A 21,994-nucleotide genomic window follows, 5' to 3' on the forward strand; every position below is an offset into this window, starting at 1 on the left:
GTCAATCAGTTTGGGAACTACTTTCCGCAGATTTTCAAGGTCCGTCATATTTTTAATTCCGGCTGCTGAAAGGTTTTTTGTGATCCACTCTTCAAAAGTAAGCCCCGGATTGATGCCCAGTTTCCCTTTTAAAGTTTTCCAAATCAGGCTTGCATTGAGTGCTATCGAAATGGCCATAAACGGTTTACCTTCGATATAGCGCTGAATCAGTGATTTGATTTTGGATGGGCCGTCAACAAAATCAAAAAGGTTCTGCTCGCTAAGGATTTTCAGGATTTTTTCCGAAACCGGCTCTCCGATCTTTCCTATTCCGGCAATCATCATTGTATTGATGGCTCCTGCCGAAGTACCGGCCAGGCTGAAAAAGCGGATTCCGGCTTTTTCGAGGATATATGTGTAGCCTACCAGTGCAATGCCCAGTACGCCGCCGCCTTCCTGCACCAGGTCAACATATTGGTTTCCGTTTTCGTCTATTACATCCGAATAGACTTTCTTGTCCAGACCTTTGGATTTGATGGTTTCCAGAAGCCTGTTCATTTCTGCAGTTTGAATAAATTCTTTCATAATGATAAGTATTTGGAATTAGTGTTGTCAAAGGTAACAATGATGATGGCACAAAGGATTTAAATTTAAGAAAAAATAACAGTGGGATGATTCACTGCCAGGGATCAAGCTCCCGGATCAGTGGTAGTTGATTTACTTCACATCAACCTCAAAAACATTACTTTTGCCCCGTTTTAAAACAACGAATCATGATTGAACTACGCATCAGACAATCTATTGAGGTCAAACAGCGGTTGCTGAATGATCAGTTGCTGCTTGGCAGGGTAAATGATGTTGCCGGATTGGTGGTTGATACCTACCGGAACAACGGGAAGTTATTGCTTTGTGGCAATGGAGGAAGTGCCGCCGACGCGCAGCACCTGGCAGCCGAGTTTACAGGCCGGTTTTATTTCGATCGTCCGCCATTGGATGCTGAGGCATTGCACGTGAACACTTCTTACCTTACTGCCGTGGCCAACGATTATAGTTATGACGAGGTGTATGCCCGTCTTGTGAGGGCTAAAGGGGAGAAGGGGGATATCCTGATTGCGATTTCCACTTCGGGAAACTCTCCAAACATTTTAAAGGCCATTGAAGCAGCAAACGAATTGGGAATGATCACCGTTGGATTAACAGGTGAATCAGGAGGGAAAATGAAATCCCTCTGCAGCCATTTGCTGAATGTTCCTTCGGGCGATACGCCCCGGATACAGGAAGCCCAAATCCTTTTGGGACATATCATCTGTGAGATTGTTGAATCTACGCTTTTCCCCAAATGATTAAAGAAGCGGTAATCATTGCCGGCGGATTTGGCACGCGCCTGAGTGGTGTGCTTCAGGGCACTCCAAAACCCATGGCGCCTGTCAATGGCAGGCCGTTCCTTGATTATCAGCTCGCTTACCTTGCTTTTAACGGAATTAAAAAAGTGATCTTTGCTGTCGGCTATTTGCACGAACAAATCATACAACACTTTGGCAATCGCTTTGGGGATATCCGGATTGACTATTCCATCGAAACGGAGCCGCTGGGAACCGGCGGGGCTGTAAAGCAGGCTATCACAAAAGCGGAGGGCGTTACGGTACTGGTGCTCAACGGCGATACCCTTTTTGAGTTAGACCTTCCAAAGTTCCACGATTTTTACCGGATGCGTGACACAAAACTTGCCATCGCCATGCGCGAAGTGGACGATGTAAGCCGTTATGGCGGCATTGAAGTGGACTGGGACGGGCAAATCACTGCATTTTATGAAAAATCCGAAGCCGGCGGAAAGGGGAAGATCAACGGTGGGATTTACCTGATTGACAAGAATTTCCTTTTAGAACAGGATCTGCCGGCAAAATTCTCTCTTGAAAAAGATTTTTTTGAAAAGGTTTATACACAACATAAAATTTATGGCATGCTCTGCCGCCGCTATTTCATCGATATCGGCGTGCCTGAGGAATATGCAAAAACACAGGATGACTTCAGTTATTTCAGGTATTTCTAAGCAATGGACTTTGTTTCTCGACCGCGACGGGGTGATCAACGAGCGGCTGGTGGACGACTACGTGAAGCGGTGGGAGGATTTTGTATTCACCCCAGGCGCTTTGCAGTCCTTTCGTGAATTTGATGCTGCTTTCGGAAAGATCGTTGTAGTGACCAATCAGCAAGGTGTTGGCAAGGGATTGATGACCGAAGATGAGCTCAATCTGATTCATTCGCAAATGGTAAATGCAGTTAACCGGGAAGGGGGAAGGATAGATAAAGTTTATTATTGTACAAAACTGGAACACGAGCGGCCATTTTGCCGTAAACCCAATCCTGGTATGGCCTTGCAGGCAAAACGTGATTTCCCTGAAATCCATTTCAAACGATCGGTCATGGCTGGCGATTCCCTCAGCGATCTCAGGTTTGGAAAACGACTTGGCATGAAAACCGTGCTTATTGCTCCTACAAACACCATGGCTCGGCAACACCCCAACCTCACTGACCTTTGGTTTAAAAACCTTCTGGAGTTCGCTGATTTTCTAAAAAACTTACCAAATTCCTAACCTGTACATACTGGAAATAACAAAAATCAATCATCAAAAAACAAATAAATCTCAAATGTTAATGACCAAAAATGCAAAAAGAAGAGAGCTAACTCTCTGGAAATATTTTGAATTTGTTTATTTTGATTTTTGAATTTATTTGTCTTTTATCTATTGACAATTTCCTATGGATGCCTTCGGCAGAAAATTCTGCAAAAAAAAGCAAGAAATTAAAAATTAAGATACAAAACTAATTTGTTACTGATGACCCCTCAACTGATCCTCTTCATTTTTTTAGCCTACACAGCCATGTTGTTTGCTGTAAGCCTCATTACCGCAAGGAAATCGGACAATGAGTCCTATTTTCTTGGGAACCGGCAATCGCCATGGTTTGTCGTGGCTTACGGGATGATCGGGGCTTCTCTTTCAGGAGTTACTTTTATCTCTATTCCGGGTTGGGTTTCGGATTCGCAATTTTCTTACATGATGCTGGTGATCGGATACCTGCTGGGCTATTTCACGATCGCCAAAATCCTTCTGCCGCTTTATTACCGTCTCCAACTCACATCCATCTATTCATACCTCGATGAGCGTTTTGGTTTTTGGTCATACAAAACAGGCGCTTTTTACTTTTTGCTATCCCGTATTATCGGCGCTTCTTTCAGGATGTTTCTGGTGATTAACATCCTCCAGATTTTTGTATTTGACGAAATGGGGATCCCTTTTTGGGTTACAACAGTGATTTTTCTCCTTCTGATAAACCTGTATACTTTCAGAGGAGGGATAAGAACCATCGTTTGGACCGATACGCTCCAGACCACATTTATGCTGGCATCTGTTGTGATAACGGTCATTTTCATTCGTGATGAGCTGATGATGACTACCGGCAATATGTTTAAATCCATTTTTGAAAGTGAATATTCAAGGATGATTTTCACAGACTGGCAGGATAAGCGTTTTTTTCTGAAACAGTTTTTCTCAGGGGCTTTTATCGCTATTGTGATGACGGGGCTTGATCAGGACATGATGCAGAAAAACCTGAGCTGCCGGAACCTGAAAGATGCACAGAAAAATATCATCAGTCTCAGTTGGGCGCTGATACCCGTTAACCTCATGTTCCTCGGTCTTGGCGTGCTGCTCGTGCTTTTTGCCCAGGCCAAAGGTGTCGTGATGCCCGGAACTTCGGATACACTGTTCCCGGAAATTGCATTTAATCACCTGAAACCCGTTGCTGGAATTGTTTTCATCATCGGGATTATTTCGGCGGCCTATTCGAGTGCCGATAGTGCCATGACCGCCCTGACTACCTCATTTACTGTTGATTTCCTTGGAATTAAACGCAACAGAAAACTGACGGAGGAAAAAAGGAAAAGTATCCGTCAATGGGCGCACCTTGGGATTGCCTTTGCGCTTATTTTAATGATTATGTTTTTCAATATGATCAACAATGAGGCAGTGATTTCCGAATTGTTCACTATTGCCGGCTATACTTACGGGCCATTATTGGGATTGTTTGCATTTGGGTTGTTCACCAACCGTTCGGTCAACGATCGTTTTACCCCTGCAATTGCCATCCTTTCACCGTTGATCTGTTATGTGATCAGCAAAAACTCCGTTGCGTGGTTTGGCGGCTATAAATTCGGATTTGAATTATTGATTCTCAATGGCTTTTTGATGTACATAGGTTTACTTCTTCTGTCAAATAAAAAACCAACAACACATGACAACCATGACAACCATGACAACACGACAACTTCCTAAAACCTCACCGACACACCCCCCAGGAAGTTGATCCCTGCCTGCGGAAAATAACCGTCCATGCGGTACTCATTTCCTCCCTCGAGGTACCTGTAGACCCATGCGTTGGTCACATAGCCGGTGTTTAAAACATTGTTGACCATCAGGTACAGACTTAATTCCTTCACAAAAGCGATTGAAAAAGAATAGTTTAACCTGATGTCATTCACGAAATAGGGGTCGAGTGAACAGCTGTTGTCAGAGGTGTTGTCAATAAATTGTTTTCCGACATATTTCGAAACCAGGGTCAGGTTCAATCCATTTACCGGCTCATAGCTGAGAACGCTTTTTGCAATGACCGATGGAGAAAATGAGATATCCGTATCGCCCAGGTTTCGTTCGATCTGATCATAGGGTGGGTTCCAGTTGTCAACATATTCGGTAAAGTTTTTAATCCTGTTGTTACTCAATGTGGCATTGCCATCCCACCGAAATTGTGGCGAAAGCTTCCATCCGATGATCATTTCAATGCCTATCCTGTAGCTACGAGGTACATTGACAAAGATCGGACTGCCAACGTTGTTGATTTTTCCGGTCAACACTAACTGGTCTTTATAGTCCATAAAGTAGAAATTGGCGTTTAGCCTGAAGGTGTTGCTTGCATAATTGTGACCAATTTCAATATCTGTAAGTCTCTCAGGCCGTGGTTGATTGTCGTCGTCAGCATCCCTGAAGTCGCTGCGCGTGGGCTCACGGTTGGCCACCGCAAATGAAAAATAGGGTTGATGTTGTTGGTTTAATTCCATCAATGCTCCGAATTTCGGGTTGAAAAACAGGTAATCATGGGTTTGAGAAATATCCATCAAATTGTCATGTGTCCCTTCGATGGTATAGTCAATTCCCCTTACCTGCAGGTCAGCGAAAGCATTTACCTTTGAACTTAGCTGGTAATAAACTTTTCCGAAAATGTTGTACTGCCGTTTAATGCCGGTGTTGTCGTACCAGCGAAAGTCGGTCGTGCTGTTGCCTGCAAATTCTGCCCAGATGATATTGCCATAGTGATCGCCTTCATAATAATCAAGCCCACCGCCGAGCGATCCGCTTAATCTCTTTTGCGAGTTGTAATTAAGCGAAAAGGTTGATCCGTAGAAATGATTGTCGAGGTATTTCCTCCTGACCAGGTCGGTGCTGTTGACGGTATCAACTGCAATGATAACATCATCCAGGCCGTAATCCTCAAAGTCTTCGTTCTGTATATAGTTTTCGTAGTAACCAAATCCCCGGACATGGAATAGTGAAAGATTGATGTTTAGCTTGCGATTGAGGCTGTGTAAGAAAAATAACTGCTGGTGATCCTGCCGGTAGTTGTCGGTTTGGTTGTCATAGTAGGAGATTGACCCGTCGTTATTATAAATTATACCCGATGGATTGAAAGTGCGGTTGGTTTTCAGGCTGTCGTAAGGGGTTCCGTTCCATGCCTGGTAAGTGCGCTCATTTCCTGAAATCAGATTCAGCTTTATCACCGATTTGTCGCTGAAATACCCGCCTGAAATATTGTAGGACTGCAGATTGGAAAAAGCGCGATCAACATAGCCGTCGGTGGTGATTTTGGATAACCTGGCGTCAACGGAAAAACTACCATTCAACAAACCAGTGCCAATCGACAGGGTATTTTTGAACGTATTGAAACTGCCGGCGGAGCTGTTGATTTCGGCGTAAGGCTCATCCCTTAAGGATTGTGTCAGGATATTGATACTTCCACCAAAAGTTGCTGCACCGTTTGATGAGGTTCCAACCCCACGCTGAATTTGAATGCTTTCGACAGAGGTGGCAAGGTCGGGCAGGTTGACCCAGTAAACGGCATGTGATTCGGGGTCATTGAGTTGGATTCCGTTGATGGTAACATTGATCCGTGTGATGTCGGTTCCCCGTATTTTCATTCCGGTATAACCTATCCCTGTGCCGGCATCGGAAGTAGCCACAAGGCTGGGTGTGGTTTCGAGCAAAAAAGGCAAATCCTGTCCCAGGTTGACTTTCCTGATTTCTTCTTTATCAATATTGGTAAAAGTTGCCGGAGAGTTCACCGGTATTCTTGTAGATGAAATCACCACTTCTTCCTCCAAAATCTGTCGGGGTAAAAGCAGGATATCAACCTCGGTGTTTTGCGAAATCACAACCTGTTGAAACTGCTCCAAGAAACCGAGAAAGGAGATATTCAATGTATATTCTCCCGGCTTCAATTTGGTAAAGCGGAACATACCATTGTGATCGGTTACGGCGGTCAGGAAAGTGGGATGGAGGATTACATGCGCCCCGACCAGCACTGAATTTGTTTGCGAGTCCATTACTTTTCCCGTAAGGATAAGCTGTGGGAAGGCAATCATTGGCATCAGAATGATCAATGCCAGCATCATTAAATTTTTCATCGTTCAATTGATTTTTAAGTCCAACAATCGTTTGAATTAAAAATCAATAGAGGATAAACAAGGTCACCTGAACCATTATTCCCTTCGCCGGCATTATCCGGAGCAGGTTCAATGGGTATGATCTCAGCCCGTTTGTTTAGGGCACCCCTATTGGATTTTGATAGCGCAAAGGTACATGAAAATTTTTAAACTGCAAATGAATGATATAGTTTAAGGCCAATGAGGATGATGCTTAAACCAAATAATCCTGCCGGTTGTTTCGTTAAAGTGCAATAATTCAGAATGGGATGCAACGGCTAACGATAACTCTCTTCTTAATGCTCATTACCGGATTTTTCAGTATCGGGCAGGAGAACAACCTCCATGTTGTTCCGGTGAGCGTTGTTGATGGCGATACCATTCCCTATGTCCGGCTTTCAGAAGCTGAAGTATTTGGTTATAAAATTTTTAAGAGCAACCGGGAAGAACGGCAATACAACCGGTTGGTCAGGAATGTAAGAATTGTTTATCCCTATGCGCGGCTGGCCGGTGAAATGCTCAGCGAATATGAGCAGATTCTGCTGAGGGCCAAAAATGATAACGAGCGGCGGAGAATCATGAAAGACCTTGAAGAAGATCTGAACCGGCAGTATGGTGGGGAATTAAAAAAGCTTACTTTCAGTCAGGGGAAAATTCTCATCAAACTCATTGACCGGCAAACGGGGGAGTCTTCATTTGACCTTGTGAAGGAGCTTCGCGGGAGTTTCCGTGCTTTTTTTTACCAGTCCTTTGCCAGACTATTTGGATTGAACCTGAAAGTGAAATATGACCCTTACGGCGAAGACCAAAGCATCGAAACTATTGTCAGGATGATTGAATTGGGGCTGATCTGATCAGTTTGTTACCACAAATTTGATATTTCTCATTTGAATCACCCGGTAACCAGCAACTTCTGCTGTGCATTTCCTTTATCCGTGACAAGCCTGATAAAATAAATTCCGGTATTGACCCCATTCCCATTCCACTGGTAAATCTTTGCGCCACTGCTGAATTGACCTGAATGAATCGTGTGAATTTTGCGGCCGGAAACATCTGTTATTTCAAGCGCTCCTTCTGCAGGAGAAGTAAGGTAGATTTCGACCGAAAGGAAATTATTTCCATTGCTGTTGCTGTAAGGATTTGGATAAACAGGCCTGATCAACACATTGCTGCTTTGCGAAGTGAAGTGAGGATCAGCAACCGATGTCATCACATCAAGGTCAAGACGATAAGCCGAACAGCCATAGGTTCCGGCTACAAGGGTTCTTGTCGGGTCGTGGATTTTTAAATCAGTGACGGGCACGTTGGGAATACCTTGAGATAGGCTCCACCACTGCTGCCCGCCGGTGGTTGTGAAAAAGATTCCTGCATCAGTTCCCACAAATAGCTGTCCTTCCTGTCCTGGATCAGTGACAATCACGTTTACCGGCATTTCAGGGAGGTTCGACGAAATACTTTCCCATGTCTGGCCAAGGTCGGTTGAGCGGAAAACGTAAGGATGCGGCTCATCCCACCTGAAACCTGAAACAGTGGCGTAAATTGTATTGCCGTCAAACTGGTCGAAAGCTACTCTTGTGATCCATCTTACCGGGAGACCGGCTGAAATATCGGTCCAGATATCACCGCCGATAGTAGTGATGTGCACCCTGCCGTCGTCGGAGCCTGCAAGAATTTTTTGTGGATCCAGCCGTGAAACAGCAATAGTGGTAATGGTGCTGTAACCTGATGAACTCAGGTTGAAGGTGAGGTCGCCGCTGATCGGAGTCCAGTTGTTTCCTTTATTGGTTGTTTTCCAAATTCTGTAAGTTCCAAAGTAAAGTGTTGCCGGGGTTTGTGGATGCATGGCCAGCGGTGATGACCAGTTGGTGCGATCGCCTGACATATCATCAGCGATATATGAAAAACTGTTTCCGCCATTGTTTGAACGATAAAGGTTTCCCCATTGGGACTCAGCATACACAGTATTTGAGTTGGTGTAATCCACCAGTGCGTAAAACCCATCTCCCCCCAAAATCCTCTCCCAGTCGTTCAGCGCACCGGTCCAGGTTCTTATCGTGTTGTTGTCCTGTGTACCGCCGTAAATCCGTTGCGGATTGAGGTAATCTACTTCGATGGCGTAAAACTGTGTGAGTGGCAGGTTATTGATCTTTGACCAGGAATTGCCGTAATTGCTGCTGGTATAAAGTCCTCCATCGTTTCCGTGAACAATGAAACCGGTTTGGGGATGGATGAACATAGCATGATTGTCCACATAAACCTGATCTATATTGAAATACCCGGCTATCTGGGTGTAAGAATTTCCACCATTTTCCGACCTGTAAATATCAACTCCGAGTAAAAAAATCCGGTTGTCGTTTTGCGGATCAACCCTGATCTGACCAAAATACCAGCCAAAAGAGCTGTTCATATCCTGCAGTGCACCATCGTTGGTTTGCTGCCAGTTAGCACCGCCGTTGGTGGTTTTGTAAACGGTGGCATAAGAATACCCGCTTTGGTTCCGGTCGATGAAGGCATAAACAAGTTCCGGGTTGTTTTTTGCAATGGCGAGTCCGATGCGTCCTTTCTCCGCACCTCCCGGAAGCCCGTTTTGCAGCAACGTCCAGGTGTCGCCGCCATTGGTTGATTTGTATATGCCTGACGTTGGTCCATGTGAACGGCGGTAAGTGATTCCCCTCATCCTTTCCCACATTGCAGCATAAAGGATATCAGGATTGGTCGGGTGTTGAACAATGTCAACGCCTGCTGTGGAATCGGAAACAAAAAGCACTTGTTCCCAATTTCCTCCTCCGTCTTCACTGCGATAAATTCCCCGCTGATCATTGGGTGTAAAAAGCGTTCCACAGGCTGCAACAAACACCCGCTGACTGTTGGAATGATCAATGAGTATCCGGCCAACGTAGGCCGACTGCTCCAGGCCGATATGTTCCCAGTTTTGTCCACCATCAGTAGTTTTGTAAATTCCGTTTCCGATAAAGCTGTAGCTCGAAGCATTGGCTTCACCCGTACCGGCATACAACGCCTGGTCGTTTACAGGATCGAGCGCAAGGGCGCCAATGGAAATCACCGGTGCATCGGTAAACACATTTTGCCAGGAAGCCCCGTTATCAGTTGTTTTCAAAATCCCGCCGGAAGCAGCGCCGATATACATTGTGGTTGGAACGGCCGGGTTGATAGCAATGTCCGTAATCCGGCCACCGATATTGAAAGGCCCCGCCGGTTGCCAGCCTTCCCGCAATGCCGGTGAAGATTTATGCAACGCGTCAGCCTGTCTCAATGCGTGAAGGTAATGCTCGTAGCTGAAGCCGGCGTTCGGATAAAGTTTCTGACGCGCCAGCCAGTCGTTGGGGGCCATTTTTGGCTCTTTGGTTTCGGGTAAGTTTTGCGTAACCAGTGTGTCCGGTTTACGGTTGTCCGGTTGTTTCTGGTAAAAGATGAAAGCAATACCTGCAAAAATCAGGGTAAAAAGAGCAATAACGGAAATTTTTTTAATCATAATTATGAAGATGTTTGCAAAGAAAATCCTTTTGAAATGAGTTGATTAAGCCGGTTTAGTTTCCAGAATTTTAGTGAAATAGGCTGCAAATATGGGAAAAAATAATTTAACGGATCTGGTCAAATGGGCAGGAGTTAATGGCAGGTTATTCAAATTCAATTGTGATTTGCTGATCAACCTTGACCCAGTAAGCATTTCCCGGTATTAATTCATCAAGGGTTTGGATGTTGAACTCAGGCCAATACAGGTTATTACCGGCAATCTCCTTAACCATGACCAGATGGTCAATTCCGGCGGCAAATAAAAGAGCAGGATCAGCAGGAGTGGTGGATAACACCGGAAGAATATTCCAGCCTTCCTCGAGCGTGTATGTTTTGTTGGCGTGTTCATAGCCGGCATAATGCAACATGGCCTCCTGAGTCATTTTCAGCACATAACCCTCATCTGGGGAAATGAAAAAGTTGGAAGGAATATCTTCGCCAGAAAAGGAAATATCAGCATAATCTGTAAACCTGACAATATGCTCTGTTAGTCCCGCAAACTGAAGTTTAAATGTGTGTTCAACAGGATTAACCGGGTAGGAGAGACTGTTCCATCCCTCATTGAGCAACTTACCCTGCTGCGCCGGAAGGTTGGTCCATCCATCCTGATAAGTGATGGTCTGGCTTGAACTCAGCAGGTTTCGGAAGTTTTGCCATGAATTGAAGTTTCCTTTAAGTTGAAAATCGAAAAAGGGTAATAAAAACGACAGCACAGTCTGTTGTTGCTGTTCCCGGGTTATGGTTGGCGAAGGAGAGCATGTGCCTTCCCCAATTGAGCAGAAAAAGTTATAATCGGCAAAAAAACAATGGCCGCCACCATTGATCGTGATCATGATCTTTTTTTCGTTTTGAAGTGCCTGGTACATCGGAATCTGATGCTGGGGTGGGGGAGTGACACAGTCGTTCTGGCCGGCAAAGACAAGGGTAGCTGCCTGCACATTGGCAGCGGCAGCAATAGCAGAGGGATTGGTTTCGGCGGCTGCAAAGGTAACCAGCGTGGTCACCGCAGGATTGCTGGCTGCACCAAGGAAAGAGGCGCCTCCGCCCATGCTGTGTCCCATCATGGCGGAATTGGCAGAAATTTTTCCATAAAAAACAGAACTTTCGCTCATTCCCTCACTTTTCATTTTATTGATTAAAAAAGCAAGGTCAAGTCCCAGGTTGAGGTGATTAGGTGAAAAGGAGCCTTCGGTTTTGGGTAAAACCACAATGTAACCCTGAGGAACAAGTGCCTGCCACAAATATTGGTAGGCCGAATAAACCATCACAAACCCATGGCCGAATACAATTACAGGAAACATTCCGTCAGCCACTGGCACATTGGCGCCTGCCTGACTGGCAGGATAAAAAATCTCAGTGGGGATGTTGCGGTTGTTTCGCTCAGGATCAACGTAGGTTGTTGAAATGTTGCCGATCTGGTAGGATTGTGCCAGGATTTGAAGTGAGGCAAAAAACAGGATAAATGGAATGAACCTTTTCATGGGGTTGATCTTTTAATGAAGGGCAAATTTAACAAAATGACCAAAGCTGTTGTTTTACCATCAAATTTAATCAATATGAAACCTTATCAAATCAATTTTGTTTTTGGAACACTTCTGATCCTTATCAGTATCTGGAGTTACTTTTCCTCTGAATCTCCATCGTTAACCGCTTTCATCCCGGCTCTATTCGGAGGTGTTTTTCTGGCAATGACTTCATCCATGAAGAAGAGCAACAAAACGGTTGCCCACATCGTCGTAGTATTAACCCTGCTCGTCGTTGTCATGCTTGTAATGCCCCTGCGTGGTGCTCTGCAGCGTGCCGACAATGCTGCCATATTCAGGGTCGCACTCATGATGATCGCAGGAGTCGTTGCAATGGCTGTTTACATTAAAAGTTTTGTGGATGCGCGAAGAAACAGGATTCAATAAGCCAATTTTTCTTATTCTTGCAGCCTGATCATACTTTAAAGAAATTTTGCCAAAATTTATCCACAATGAAACAGATCAAAACATCAAAAGCATTTATTATTCAACTGCCCCCGGATGGGGAGTTCGAGGAATACAGGAATAAAACAAGACGGATATTACTCCAGGAAGAGATTTTTGATGAAAAAGGACACCTGCTGGTGGAGAAAAAGTATGACTACAACGGGGAAAATGCAGCCAGGGTAGTTTATACTTATAATGAAAAGGGTTTGCGGGTCAGCGAAGAGTCCTTCGATTCGGAAGACAACCTTGAGGAACGGTTAACTTTTGAATACAATGACGAAGGAAGAGTGGTAAAAGGATTGATTCACTATGTTGACGGCAGTTTCGATACAATTGTTTACGAATACAACGTCAACAATGAGTTGGCGAGTAAGAAGTGGATGAATGATGAAGGTGAAACTGAGCGTGTTGAAGAGTTTGAATATAAAGATGGCAGGTTGATAGCCAATGTTTTGACTGAAGAAGGTGAGGAAGTCCGAAACAACAGATTCAAATACAACGAAAAAGGAGACCTGACCGAAGCCGGCATTTCGGATGAAAACGGGGAATACAAAGAAACGTATGGGTATGATGACCAGGGCAACCTGGTGAAAACTTTGAAATATGATGAGGATGACAAGTTGGTCGAAAAGGTTGTTTATGGATACGATGAGCATAACAACCGTGTGAGCATCAATTCGGAAGATCAATTGACAAAGCGCAGCGTTGAATCAGTTTATCATGAAAACGTGCTGAACTCGTCCATAGAAATAGAGTATAATAACCTGGGACAGCTTACCCGGCGCATTGAGCGGCAAATGAATGAGCACGGCCATTTGACAGAAATGAGGGCATTTCAAACCGAAGGTAATCGCGGCGCACCTTCAAAATACATGGTCATTTACGAACATGAGTATTACTAAACTGTATTTATCTGGTAACGATCAGCTTTTGAGTATATGTCTCTTTCCCAATCTTAATCACAACAAGATATACTCCATCAGAAACACCGGAAACATCAATGATTGAGTTGTTTTTCCTCTCAGTAACCACCTGACCTGTCATGGTCATCAGCTGAATCTGCTCAACCGGGTATGCTGAAATTATCCTGAGAAAATCTTTTGCCGGATTCGGATAAATGGTTACTGAATCATGTTTCGGTTTGTTGATGGTAGTTGTATTGTTGAAAACAAACAACAGTGTATCCAGCAAAGGCGTTCCTGCAATCACTCCCGATCCCGGTGATGTTTCAATGTAATCGCCCGTAATTTCCCAGATGATCACACCCCCGATATCATTATTCATCACATATTCTGCCTTATGCCCAATCGAAACCGGATCGTCGTAAGTAACGAACGTATTGATTGTATTGCCAAGCAAATATGGAGATTTTACCTGGTCATCCCAATACCTGGTGAATAAATTCATCCTTTTCAAGATGTTGTAAAACAACGGCTGTCCTTCATCTTCCCAAAAAGTTGACCCGTCGTAACCGGTGTGTGAACCATAAAGTTGTGTGCAATTAGCCAGTCCTTTACCATAAAATGCAACCCCGATATTGATCTGCTCAGTGGGAACTCCATAAGTCTGGGTAAGCAGTGTGAACGCACCATGAAAGCACCAGTCAGGATCACCAACAGCCGGTGAATAAAGGGGAGTGTGATGGTTGCTTTCGGGATCCCAGGAGCCGTGAAAATCATAGGTCATTAGGTTAACATAGTCCACCAGCGGCAAAACGCCTTCCCAGTCAATATGCTGCATGTGCGTTTGAGCCGCGCCAAAGCAGGAGGTAAGCAGGTATTCTTTTCCGGTTTGGGTGGAGAGATTATCCAGTGCCAGCCGCAAATCCTGTAACAAGAGGGTGAAGTTGGCTTTATCGGCTGCCGATCCTCCATGTGGCGCATAGCCCGGATATTCCCAATCGAGGTCAATGCCATCGAATTTATAGGTGTTGATCAGGGTAAGACACGAGTTTACAAAAACCTGTCTTTTGTCCGGATTAGCAGCAATGTCCGGAAAAGTACTGGAATCATTCCAACCCCCGATCGAAGGCAATAACTTTACTCCGGCTTGCCGGGCAAGATAGGGAAGACTTCTGGTTGAATCATGGTACTGAACCGGCCACCAGACCATCGGTCCCAATAACAGGTTTTCATCCGCCCAACCATCAGTCGAGGTAATCTCACCATTCGCCATCGGACGAAAAAACGCGTAATTGATGATCGTGTATTTCTCATAAAAAATGGTTTCGGGATTCACCAGTTGGCTGCGATCATACCATTGCCAGTTGGGATAGTAGCCCACAACCTGTTTTTGGGCATTGAGATGAAAACTGAGACAAAAAATGATAATTATCGTGAAGGTTTGTATTCGCATACCCCGGATTTTGATGAAAACTTAAACTATATTTCTCAATGAAGAATAAGAAAAATACAGCCAAAATTAGTAATAATAAAATTTCCGGTTCGTTTTTTCAGCATTCAAAAAACTCTCTCATGATCATACCTTTACAATGAGCTTGTAAATTCAAATCATTAACAAATAAAATTTTTGAGGTATGAGAAAATCAATTTTGTTACTTGTGGCCACCATGATGGTCAGCTACAGTTGCTATGCACAGGCATACAATCTGACCGACACTGAACTGAAACAACACCTGAATTTTACCATAACAAGTAACCCCGAAAGTACGCATTACATAAGGCCTTTGGTAATAAATGCCAAAAATATTTCAGGGATGAAAATTGTGGTGACAATAGATAACGGGTTAATATTTGTTCCGGAGGATAAAGATTTTCAGCCTTTTGTGATCACCCGGCAGGAGGTGATTACATTAAATCCTGGCCAACAGGTCATGAGGGAGCTATATGGTATGTGCACTAATTCTTCATTGAGTAACCCCTATGATGAGTTCACCTATGTTGCAGGGGAAAAAGCGGATTCCAGCCTTGTCGGGTTAACCCGCTGGATCGAAAAGGATTCGCTGTATAATGCAGAAGCCCAATATGCTGTGTGGGCATTAACCTGTAACAGGAGGCTTGAAGATATTGTTGGCTTCGATACCTTGCTAGTGAATGATTTTATTCATTATCTTGCTGATGTGACCAAACAGGAAACGCCACCACCACGAGATCCAAATGATTATCGTAGAAATTACTATTATACCAACTATAAAAGAACTATGAGCGGTGAATTCAATTGCTCATACCCCGACACAAGGGCGGTCAGCATCGCCATGTTCAATAAGGATAACGTGATTGTCAGGGAGCTATATAACAATCCTTTAATGCCCCCGGGAAACCACAAACTCTCCTTTGAATTCGATGCATCGGTTTATGACGATGATTATTATTTTATCAGGGTGATCGAGAATGGCTCTATTTCAATTGATTTGAAACTGGAAACATTAAAACAGCCCGGAGGGCAGGGGTAACAGTTCCGGTTTGTAATTAGTGTTTGCCAGAAAACTCTTAATGTTGAAAATCATTGTTGCCCCAACCCTCCCGAAGTCTCGGGATAAATTCCGGGGTAAATAAATCGTTGAAAATCACATTCAAGGCGTTTTCTGGCAGGCACTAATTAATAAAAGCTGCCAGTTCATTACAAACAATAGACGGAGAAACTAATAAAGTCGCTCTAATTTCTCTTTTACTTCATCAGTGTTTGGATTGATATCAAACACGAGGTTTGGCTTCAGGTAAAAAAGTTTCTTTTCAGATTTAAACCGTTCTTCCCCTCCGCCGGTGATATTGAGCATTATCACAGCATCCTTTTCAATTTTATTTTTTTTCACCTCTTTAACCAGCGAGGCTACTGCCACGGCAGCAGCCGGGTGGATGTCAATGCCTTCATATCTTTCAAACAATGCTGCTGCTTCGCGTGCCTCGTCATTACTGGCAGTGAGAACGTCGCCATGTGAATCTGTCAGGGCATCAAACAAACCACCGGCGATAGAGTAGGGGGGGCGCCTGTTCGAAAGCACCTTGGCGTCAATTTGTTCCACTTCTAAACGTGCCTCATCATCATCAAACTCGAGCAGTTTTCTGGATTTCACTTTCCATGCATTGTACATCGGGATGAATGGTTCGTTTTGCGAAACCATCAGTTTCATTTTATGATTTCCGAATCTGCCATCAGCAATCAGCCTCAGGTTGGCCTCCCATGCAGCGATGGCGCCGGTTCCGCTTCCGACGGCCTGAAAATAGTAATCCGGAATTCTCCCGATTGCGGTGGCTGCCGAAAGGACTGTAGTTCCCATTCCATCCCTGCGGGCGACATTCTTTGCGCCACCCTCGGCAATAAATCCCTCCAGGCGACTCGCGAGTGCAGACAGGTGGATGGCATCGTAATAATCGCCTCCCTTGCGGGAAGCAATGAGTTTGACATTTTCTTTAATTGGCGTATCAAACCAGAGGGCATCAAGGTTATCTTCCGGCACGCACAATAATAAAGGTATATTGTTATCCGAGCATACCCTGGCAAAAGCCCTTGCGGTGTTTCCAGCAGAAGCAACCACCAACACTTTTTGATTGGTTGGATTCATCCGTGCACATACCGTGTAAGCCTCAAGTTCCTTGAATGAGCAGGTTGGCATTTCGATCCCTTTTTCGGACCAGTAACCGCTGAAAGTGATGTAAAGATTTTGAAGCCCTAAAAACTCTGCTAATCCCTCGCTCTTGTAAGTTACAGGAGCCGCAGAGCCTTTAAGAAACCGATTTACCGGCAGCCAGTCCGCAAATCTGTAAATGCCAAACTTTTCAGATTTTACATTTAATTGCTGGTGCTGATATATTGCTCTGATTAGCGTTGGTGAGGTTTCACCGGGCGCATCGAGCATCCAGCCGGAATCCTGAAAAATTGCTCCGGTGGCGATGGATTGAAGTTCGTAGCTGGTTTGGTTTGGAAGTGAAGTCATGAGAAGAAATTTGGAATGTTTATTTAGCGGCAAAAATATTAAACTTGCCGAAAGTGGTTTGCATCGATTCAAGCGACTAATGAGGATAAAAAAAACCTGCCCGGTTGCCGGACAGGTTTTTATCAGAATTCCGTAAGGATTTATTGTATAATCACTTTGTGTGAAATGGTTTGGTCATTGCCAATCAGCCTGATAAAGTAAACGCCTGTTGGTTGATTAGTAAGATCAATGGTATTTGTACTCATTTTATCGCTGGTGTAAATAAGCTGACCCTGAGAGTTCATTACTACCAGTTTGTATGAGTTGTCAATGCCGTCAATGGTGAATAAGCCATTTGATGGATTCGGATAGATGCGGATTGACTGTGCATCTCCATTGCCAATTCCGGTAGCACCCTTAAATGAGGTGATCATAGAGAGGCCATTAATGGCAAACAGTCCGTCAGCATTTGGAAGTTGGTTATTGTAAACAGGTTCAACTTCAATGATTTCTCCGTTGCTGAATACCTTCACACTCATTGGTTCACCTGCACTCATTCCATCTTTCGAGAAAGATGTCAAGTCGTCGCCAAATACTGCAATGGCCATGGCTTTGCCTGTGTACAACGACATACCGGTGCAAACGCCATCCGGGTTGAAAATACCAACAACATCGCCAGTCTGCAAAGCTGAGGTTGCTTCAGCAGAAATACCTACAATGTGGACATCACCTGTTTTGTAAACATTATTCCAGGGAGTCGTATTTTCAAATGATGTGTAAAGATTTGGAATTGCATTGCTCTTTGCAACATCAAAGTCGAGTAATGCCGGAGCATTGAATTTTACCAGGTAACCGTAACCCGGCTCCAGAGTTTCGAGTGTGTAAATCTGTCCGAATGGCCAGTAGATTCCACCGTTTAGATCAAAAGCAAACTCGATATCGTGTCCGCCGAAGATATCTGCGGCAGGAACAGGGAATTCGCTCAGTACCGGAATAATATGCACACCGGCGGGGAAACTTACTGTTTTATTCTCTACAGCATCGCCGAAGAAAACAAGCAATCCTTCTTCGCCCATTTTCAGTTTGTAACCTTTGTAGGTATCCCATTCGCCGAGCGTATTGATGTTCTGGCCAGGCCAGAAGATACCGTCGGTTCCGATCATGATGATCATCTCTTCGAGAATGTCTGCCAGAGCGGTTTCAAGCATCATTTTGCTGTCCAGGTTAACGTAGGTGGAGACATAGCCCCAGCTGTTAGCTCCCGGGATCATGATTTTCTGGAAGGCTTCATCGTAAACTTCAAGGGTGACAGGGATTGATTGCTCAACAAGGCCATTGGCTGCGGAGATAGTAAGTATAGTGTTGTAAGTACCTGGAGCTAATCCAATAGCATCAAATGTAACATCAACGGTTGACATCCCAAATCCGGGTACACTGCCATTCATCTCACCTAAAATGAGCCATGGGGCGGGTGGATCAAATGAAGCCTCCCAGAGGAGATCATTGATGGCCAGGTTTGTAATACTAAATTGTTGTATTGCGTTTCCATCTAACGGAAGTGCCTCATACAGAGCTGATGGATTAACATCCATAAATTCAGTAGTTACCAGAATGTTGTCAATAACCCAATACCAGATATTCCAGGAATCTGCTCCTTCAGCCCTGAAACCCAATAAAAAGAGTTTACCGGCAACTTCACCGGAAATATCATAGGTAAATTTGGACCACGGGATACTACCATCCTGGTTGTCGAATGTGTAAATATCCTGCCATCCGTTACCGCTGTTTACCATGAATGTGAGGGATTCGACAGTTGAACTTGAATAATTCAAAAAGTCCAAATCGAATTGCGCATAAATTTGTTCTTCATCTCTGCCATCGATGAAAAAGCTTTGCAGCACTCTGGAATAATTGAAAGCTCTTGGCTCATCTATAAAGGCTGCAACCGGCTCGCCGCCAAGTGTTCCAACCAACCAGTTTGGTACCGAACTCCATTGTTGCGCTGCGAAAGTTAAAGCATCCCAGCCTTCAACAAACGGGATAGTGTAAGGTATATAAGGGGTAAGCGTTGTGCTGAGGGTAGTTGTCTGGTTGGGCTGCATCACGATGTTATTAAACACTTTGGTTTGATACCCGAATTTTGAAACAGTAACCTTGTAGGTTCCAGATTCCCAGTTAAAAGCATAAGTCCCGTCAGGTTCTGTCATCTCAGTGGCAGTAAAACCGGGATTGGGGAAAATACTTTCAAACAAGACGGTAGCATCTTCGATCGGCAATCCGGTGTTGGTATCAGTTATCGTTCCGGCAATGGTTCCATTGAAAGAAGTGAAGAAGAACCAGGGGGTACAACCCAGTGTTTCGCCCGAAAGGTTGTATGGCACGATCAGCCAGGCATAGTAAGACCCCCAATCCAGCGGTTCAGCAGGTGTGTAAGTGGTAACATTTCCAAGATCTGTATTTTCTTCCACCCACTCACCAGTAGTCGTATTAAATAAATAGATTCTGTATCCAGATGCAGCATAGGGTCCGGCAGGCGCCCATTCTAAAGTTGCATTTGGCAGAATATTAGTGGCATCATTGCCAGGATAAACCAAATCCGGGCAGAATGGTGGGGGAGATAGCAGCATTACCGCATCAAGTGTTGTAGTTAATTCTGATACCACTTCAACACCTTCAAACAATTGAGATTCATAGAAGTCGAAGTCAAAAGTCACATCATAAAAACCCGGTTCAAGTCCGAGGAATTCGTAGAAACCGGATGCATTGGTCGTTGCCTCAAATTTTGCAAGGCCTGCGTTAACTGTAACTCCTTCCAGCGGGTTACCGTCAAGATCGGTAACAGTACCACTAAGGATCCCTGGTGGAACTGGACTTGTAAGTGTGATTGAAAGATCAAAATCAGGGATGCAATCAGGATCTGGCCATGTATCTATCATAATGTAATAAGTACCCGGTTCCAGCAATTGTTCAATTTCCCTCACAGAGGCTCCGCTGTTTGAAACTGTTGCAATACAGGTTGCTTCCGGAGGACAAATATCAGTCAACAGCATACCTGTCCAGGTTGTTAATTTTGGATCCATTGTAATAGTTACTATCCAGGATTCAGTAAGTGTAAACTCATACATGATATCTTCACCGCCATCATAGGAACCGAGGCACGTTGCATCATAAGAGTTTCCATGTCCGCAGGTGGTTTGCCCAAGGTCCATGTATGGGTATGTATCAACAATAATTGGGTTATTACAATCATCGCCCGGAGGAGGGGCGAGACAACTTACCCGCACCGTTCTACTGACATTCTCGTAATCACAGGCATCACTTGAATGGCGATAAAACCTTACCACTCCAGTAAAATCAGCAAGCCATTCCAATGGAGTTGTGCCGGATGTAATCGCTTCTATGCCTGACTCATTTCCAATGGTAATGTAATCCGTTGCAACTGAACTAGAAAAAACGTATGTGTTTCCATCAGTTACATTAACCATTGAATACTCCCCAGTCCATGCTGCTGTGGTAACAGTTTGAAAAGTACCATCACAGACAGAGTTTGTAAATATTGAGCTTGGATAGAGACCGTTTGGCGCATCGAGGCATACAGGGACAGGAGGCTCAGCACAACTTACCTGCACCGTTCTGCTTACATTCTCGTAATCACAGGCATCACTTGAATGGCGATAAAATCTCACGACTCCTGAAAAATCGGCTGTCCATTCCACCGGCGTAGTTCCGGCAATAAAGGCTTCTGTACCCAATTCATCAGCAATTGTGAGGTAATCAGTTGCCACCGAACTATTGAAAACGTAAATATTTCCTTCAATTACGTTTACTTTCGAATATTCACCGCCCCATGCTGCAGAGGTAACAGTTTGAAACGTACCATCACAAACAGAATTTGTAAATGTGGTACTTGGATAGAGACCGTTCGGCGCATCAAGGCAAACAGGGATTGAAGGCTCAGCACAACTGACATATACAGATCTGCTGGCGCTGCTGTAATTACATGCGTCGTCCAGATGGCGGATGAAACTTACTACTCCGGAAAAAGCTGCCTCCCAGGTTACAGGAGTTGTGCCAACAGCATAAGCTTCCGTTCTTGTTTCATTAGCAATCGTCAGGTAATCAGTTCCCACTGAACTTGAAAACTCGTAGGTATTTCCTTCAACCACGTTTACAAGGGAGTATTCACCGGTATATGCAATACTAGTTATGAGCTCTGGTGTGCCATTGCAGTTGATAATTGAATAATTTGATGAAGGCCATTGTCCGTTAGGAGCATCTAAACACGCAGCAAGTGGTTCAGTACAACTTACGCTTGCAACAATGCATCCTGATGCATAGTCACATGCATCGGAAATATGCCGGTAAAACCTGACATCACCTGTAAATGTCGCTGTCCATGTTACCGGCGTTGTGCCGAATGCATAGGCTACAGTTCCATCGCTGTTACTGATTGTGAGATAATTGGTGGCCACAGCAGTTTGGAACTGGTATTCATTGCCTTCAATCACTGATACAACTGAATACTCTCCAGTGTAGGCACAAGTGGTGATGACTTGCATCGTACCGTCACAAACCGTATTTGTATAGGTAGATGAAGGCCATTGTCCATTAGGGGCAGTGAGGCATTGCGTCCATAGGTTGCCGCTAAGCAGCAGAAGAACAATCATAAAAAATAAACTTGTAACTTTTTTCATAAACGTAAATTTTTAGTTAGTAATGAATTGAAATTGAATGTTTTTTTATTTTTTTTGTGGTTGTTGGAACAGATTTTATTTGGGAAGTGTAGTTATTTCTCCATAGGCATTTCTGAATTTTGACGTTATTGACTACCTGAACTTTTCGAACAGCAAGTTTACGAATTATTTTAATTCCGGTAATTAAAAA

The 21,994-nt window shown here is 44.3% G+C and carries 15 protein-coding genes and 1 riboswitch; of the genes, 8 read left to right on the forward strand and 7 right to left on the reverse strand.

Features of this window, described 5'->3' with window-relative positions:
- A partial coding sequence (locus tag IH598_13275) for a patatin-like phospholipase family protein (GenBank protein ID MBE0639482.1) occupies nt 1-564 on the reverse strand: 564 nt, incomplete at its 3' end.
- A 188-nt stretch (nt 565-752) separates the two neighbouring features.
- Between IH598_13275 and IH598_13280 the strand changes: the two genes are divergently transcribed.
- The 4 genes from IH598_13280 (at nt 753) to IH598_13295 (ending at nt 4,313) form a co-directional block, all read left to right on the forward strand.
- Nucleotides 753-1,322 (forward strand): D-sedoheptulose 7-phosphate isomerase, encoded by a 570-nt coding sequence (locus IH598_13280; GenBank protein ID MBE0639483.1) that lies wholly within the window; start codon nt 753-755, stop codon nt 1,320-1,322.
- Nucleotides 1,319-2,029 (forward strand): nucleotidyltransferase family protein, encoded by a 711-nt coding sequence (locus IH598_13285; protein ID MBE0639484.1) that lies wholly within the window; start codon nt 1,319-1,321, stop codon nt 2,027-2,029. Before IH598_13280 ends, IH598_13285 begins: the two co-directional genes overlap by 4 nt.
- Complete coding sequence (locus tag IH598_13290; GenBank protein ID MBE0639485.1) at nt 2,001-2,573, forward strand: HAD family hydrolase; 573 nt, start codon at nt 2,001-2,003, stop codon at nt 2,571-2,573. The genes IH598_13285 and IH598_13290 overlap by 29 nt, the downstream gene beginning before the upstream one ends.
- 243 nt (nt 2,574-2,816) lie before the next feature.
- Nucleotides 2,817-4,313 carry a sodium:solute symporter gene (locus IH598_13295; GenBank protein ID MBE0639486.1) on the forward strand — a complete coding sequence of 499 codons (1,497 nt, stop codon included), beginning with the start codon at nt 2,817-2,819 and terminating at the stop codon, nt 4,311-4,313.
- On the opposite strand, the gene IH598_13300 is transcribed toward IH598_13295, so the two are convergent.
- The gene (locus IH598_13300; protein MBE0639487.1) at nt 4,310-6,715 is read right to left on the reverse strand and encodes a TonB-dependent receptor; all 2,406 of its coding nucleotides are present in this window, start codon (nt 6,713-6,715) and stop codon (nt 4,310-4,312) included. The two genes, IH598_13295 and IH598_13300, sit on opposite strands and share 4 nt — an antisense overlap.
- A 60-nt stretch (nt 6,716-6,775) precedes the next feature.
- A riboswitch (TPP riboswitch) is annotated at nt 6,776-6,874 on the reverse strand.
- 158 nt (nt 6,875-7,032) lie between these two features.
- Between IH598_13300 and IH598_13305 the strand changes: the two genes are divergently transcribed.
- Nucleotides 7,033-7,587, forward strand: coding sequence for a DUF4294 domain-containing protein (locus IH598_13305; GenBank protein MBE0639488.1), 555 nt, complete (start codon nt 7,033-7,035; stop codon nt 7,585-7,587).
- Between the two features lie 38 nt (nt 7,588-7,625).
- Here the strand turns inward: IH598_13305 and IH598_13310 are convergent, their stop codons facing one another.
- Both IH598_13310 and IH598_13315 read right to left on the reverse strand, forming a co-directional pair.
- Complete coding sequence (locus IH598_13310) at nt 7,626-10,226, reverse strand: T9SS type A sorting domain-containing protein (protein ID MBE0639489.1); 2,601 nt, start codon at nt 10,224-10,226, stop codon at nt 7,626-7,628.
- A gap of 145 nt (nt 10,227-10,371) precedes the next feature.
- Nucleotides 10,372-11,748 (reverse strand): dienelactone hydrolase family protein, encoded by a 1,377-nt coding sequence (locus tag IH598_13315; GenBank protein MBE0639490.1) that lies wholly within the window; start codon nt 11,746-11,748, stop codon nt 10,372-10,374.
- A 75-nt stretch (nt 11,749-11,823) separates the two neighbouring features.
- On the opposite strand from IH598_13315, the gene IH598_13320 reads away from it, so the two are divergent.
- The gene (locus IH598_13320) at nt 11,824-12,177 is read left to right on the forward strand and encodes a hypothetical protein (GenBank protein ID MBE0639491.1); all 354 of its coding nucleotides are present in this window, start codon (nt 11,824-11,826) and stop codon (nt 12,175-12,177) included.
- A 65-nt stretch (nt 12,178-12,242) separates the two neighbouring features.
- Nucleotides 12,243-13,139, forward strand: a complete 897-nt coding sequence (locus IH598_13325; protein MBE0639492.1) for a hypothetical protein — start codon at nt 12,243-12,245, stop codon at nt 13,137-13,139.
- A gap of 7 nt (nt 13,140-13,146) precedes the next feature.
- Here the strand turns inward: IH598_13325 and IH598_13330 are convergent, their stop codons facing one another.
- A complete protein-coding gene (locus IH598_13330; GenBank protein MBE0639493.1) occupies nt 13,147-14,592 on the reverse strand; it encodes a T9SS type A sorting domain-containing protein in 1,446 nt (481 codons plus the stop codon).
- A 181-nt stretch (nt 14,593-14,773) separates the two neighbouring features.
- On the opposite strand from IH598_13330, the gene IH598_13335 reads away from it, so the two are divergent.
- Nucleotides 14,774-15,649 carry a hypothetical protein gene (locus tag IH598_13335; protein ID MBE0639494.1) on the forward strand — a complete coding sequence of 292 codons (876 nt, stop codon included), beginning with the start codon at nt 14,774-14,776 and terminating at the stop codon, nt 15,647-15,649.
- 189 nt (nt 15,650-15,838) lie between these two features.
- Here the strand turns inward: IH598_13335 and IH598_13340 are convergent, their stop codons facing one another.
- Nucleotides 15,839-17,131 carry a cysteate synthase gene (locus tag IH598_13340; GenBank protein MBE0639495.1) on the reverse strand — a complete coding sequence of 431 codons (1,293 nt, stop codon included), beginning with the start codon at nt 17,129-17,131 and terminating at the stop codon, nt 15,839-15,841.
- A 140-nt stretch (nt 17,132-17,271) separates the two neighbouring features.
- On the reverse strand, nt 17,272-21,804 hold the full coding sequence (locus tag IH598_13345) for a carboxypeptidase regulatory-like domain-containing protein (GenBank protein MBE0639496.1): 4,533 nt from the start codon (nt 21,802-21,804) through the stop codon (nt 17,272-17,274).
- Between the last annotated feature and the right edge of the window lie 190 nt (nt 21,805-21,994).

Source organism: Bacteroidales bacterium, from assembly GCA_014860585.1.
GTDB lineage: Bacteria > Bacteroidota > Bacteroidia > Bacteroidales > 4484-276 > RZYY01.

What these genes read in the sequence shown, in the direction of transcription:
- IH598_13305 (MBE0639488.1), top strand. Translation starts at nt 7,033, where the DNA reads ATGCTCATTACCGGATTTTTCAGTATCGGGCAGGAGAACAACCTCCAT.
- IH598_13335 (MBE0639494.1), top strand. Translation starts at nt 14,774, where the DNA reads ATGAGAAAATCAATTTTGTTACTTGTGGCCACCATGATGGTCAGCTAC.
- IH598_13340 (MBE0639495.1), bottom strand. Translation starts at nt 17,131, where the DNA reads ATGACTTCACTTCCAAACCAAACCAGCTACGAACTTCAATCCATCGCC.
- IH598_13300 (MBE0639487.1), bottom strand. Translation starts at nt 6,715, where the DNA reads ATGAAAAATTTAATGATGCTGGCATTGATCATTCTGATGCCAATGATT.
- IH598_13315 (MBE0639490.1), bottom strand. Translation starts at nt 11,748, where the DNA reads ATGAAAAGGTTCATTCCATTTATCCTGTTTTTTGCCTCACTTCAAATC.
- IH598_13320 (MBE0639491.1), top strand. Translation starts at nt 11,824, where the DNA reads ATGAAACCTTATCAAATCAATTTTGTTTTTGGAACACTTCTGATCCTT.
- IH598_13295 (MBE0639486.1), top strand. Translation starts at nt 2,817, where the DNA reads ATGACCCCTCAACTGATCCTCTTCATTTTTTTAGCCTACACAGCCATG.
- IH598_13290 (MBE0639485.1), top strand. Translation starts at nt 2,001, where the DNA reads ATGACTTCAGTTATTTCAGGTATTTCTAAGCAATGGACTTTGTTTCTC.
- IH598_13285 (MBE0639484.1), top strand. Translation starts at nt 1,319, where the DNA reads ATGATTAAAGAAGCGGTAATCATTGCCGGCGGATTTGGCACGCGCCTG.
- IH598_13345 (MBE0639496.1), bottom strand. Translation starts at nt 21,804, where the DNA reads ATGAAAAAAGTTACAAGTTTATTTTTTATGATTGTTCTTCTGCTGCTT.
- IH598_13310 (MBE0639489.1), bottom strand. Translation starts at nt 10,226, where the DNA reads ATGATTAAAAAAATTTCCGTTATTGCTCTTTTTACCCTGATTTTTGCA.
- IH598_13280 (MBE0639483.1), top strand. Translation starts at nt 753, where the DNA reads ATGATTGAACTACGCATCAGACAATCTATTGAGGTCAAACAGCGGTTG.
- IH598_13330 (MBE0639493.1), bottom strand. Translation starts at nt 14,592, where the DNA reads ATGCGAATACAAACCTTCACGATAATTATCATTTTTTGTCTCAGTTTT.
- IH598_13325 (MBE0639492.1), top strand. Translation starts at nt 12,243, where the DNA reads ATGAAACAGATCAAAACATCAAAAGCATTTATTATTCAACTGCCCCCG.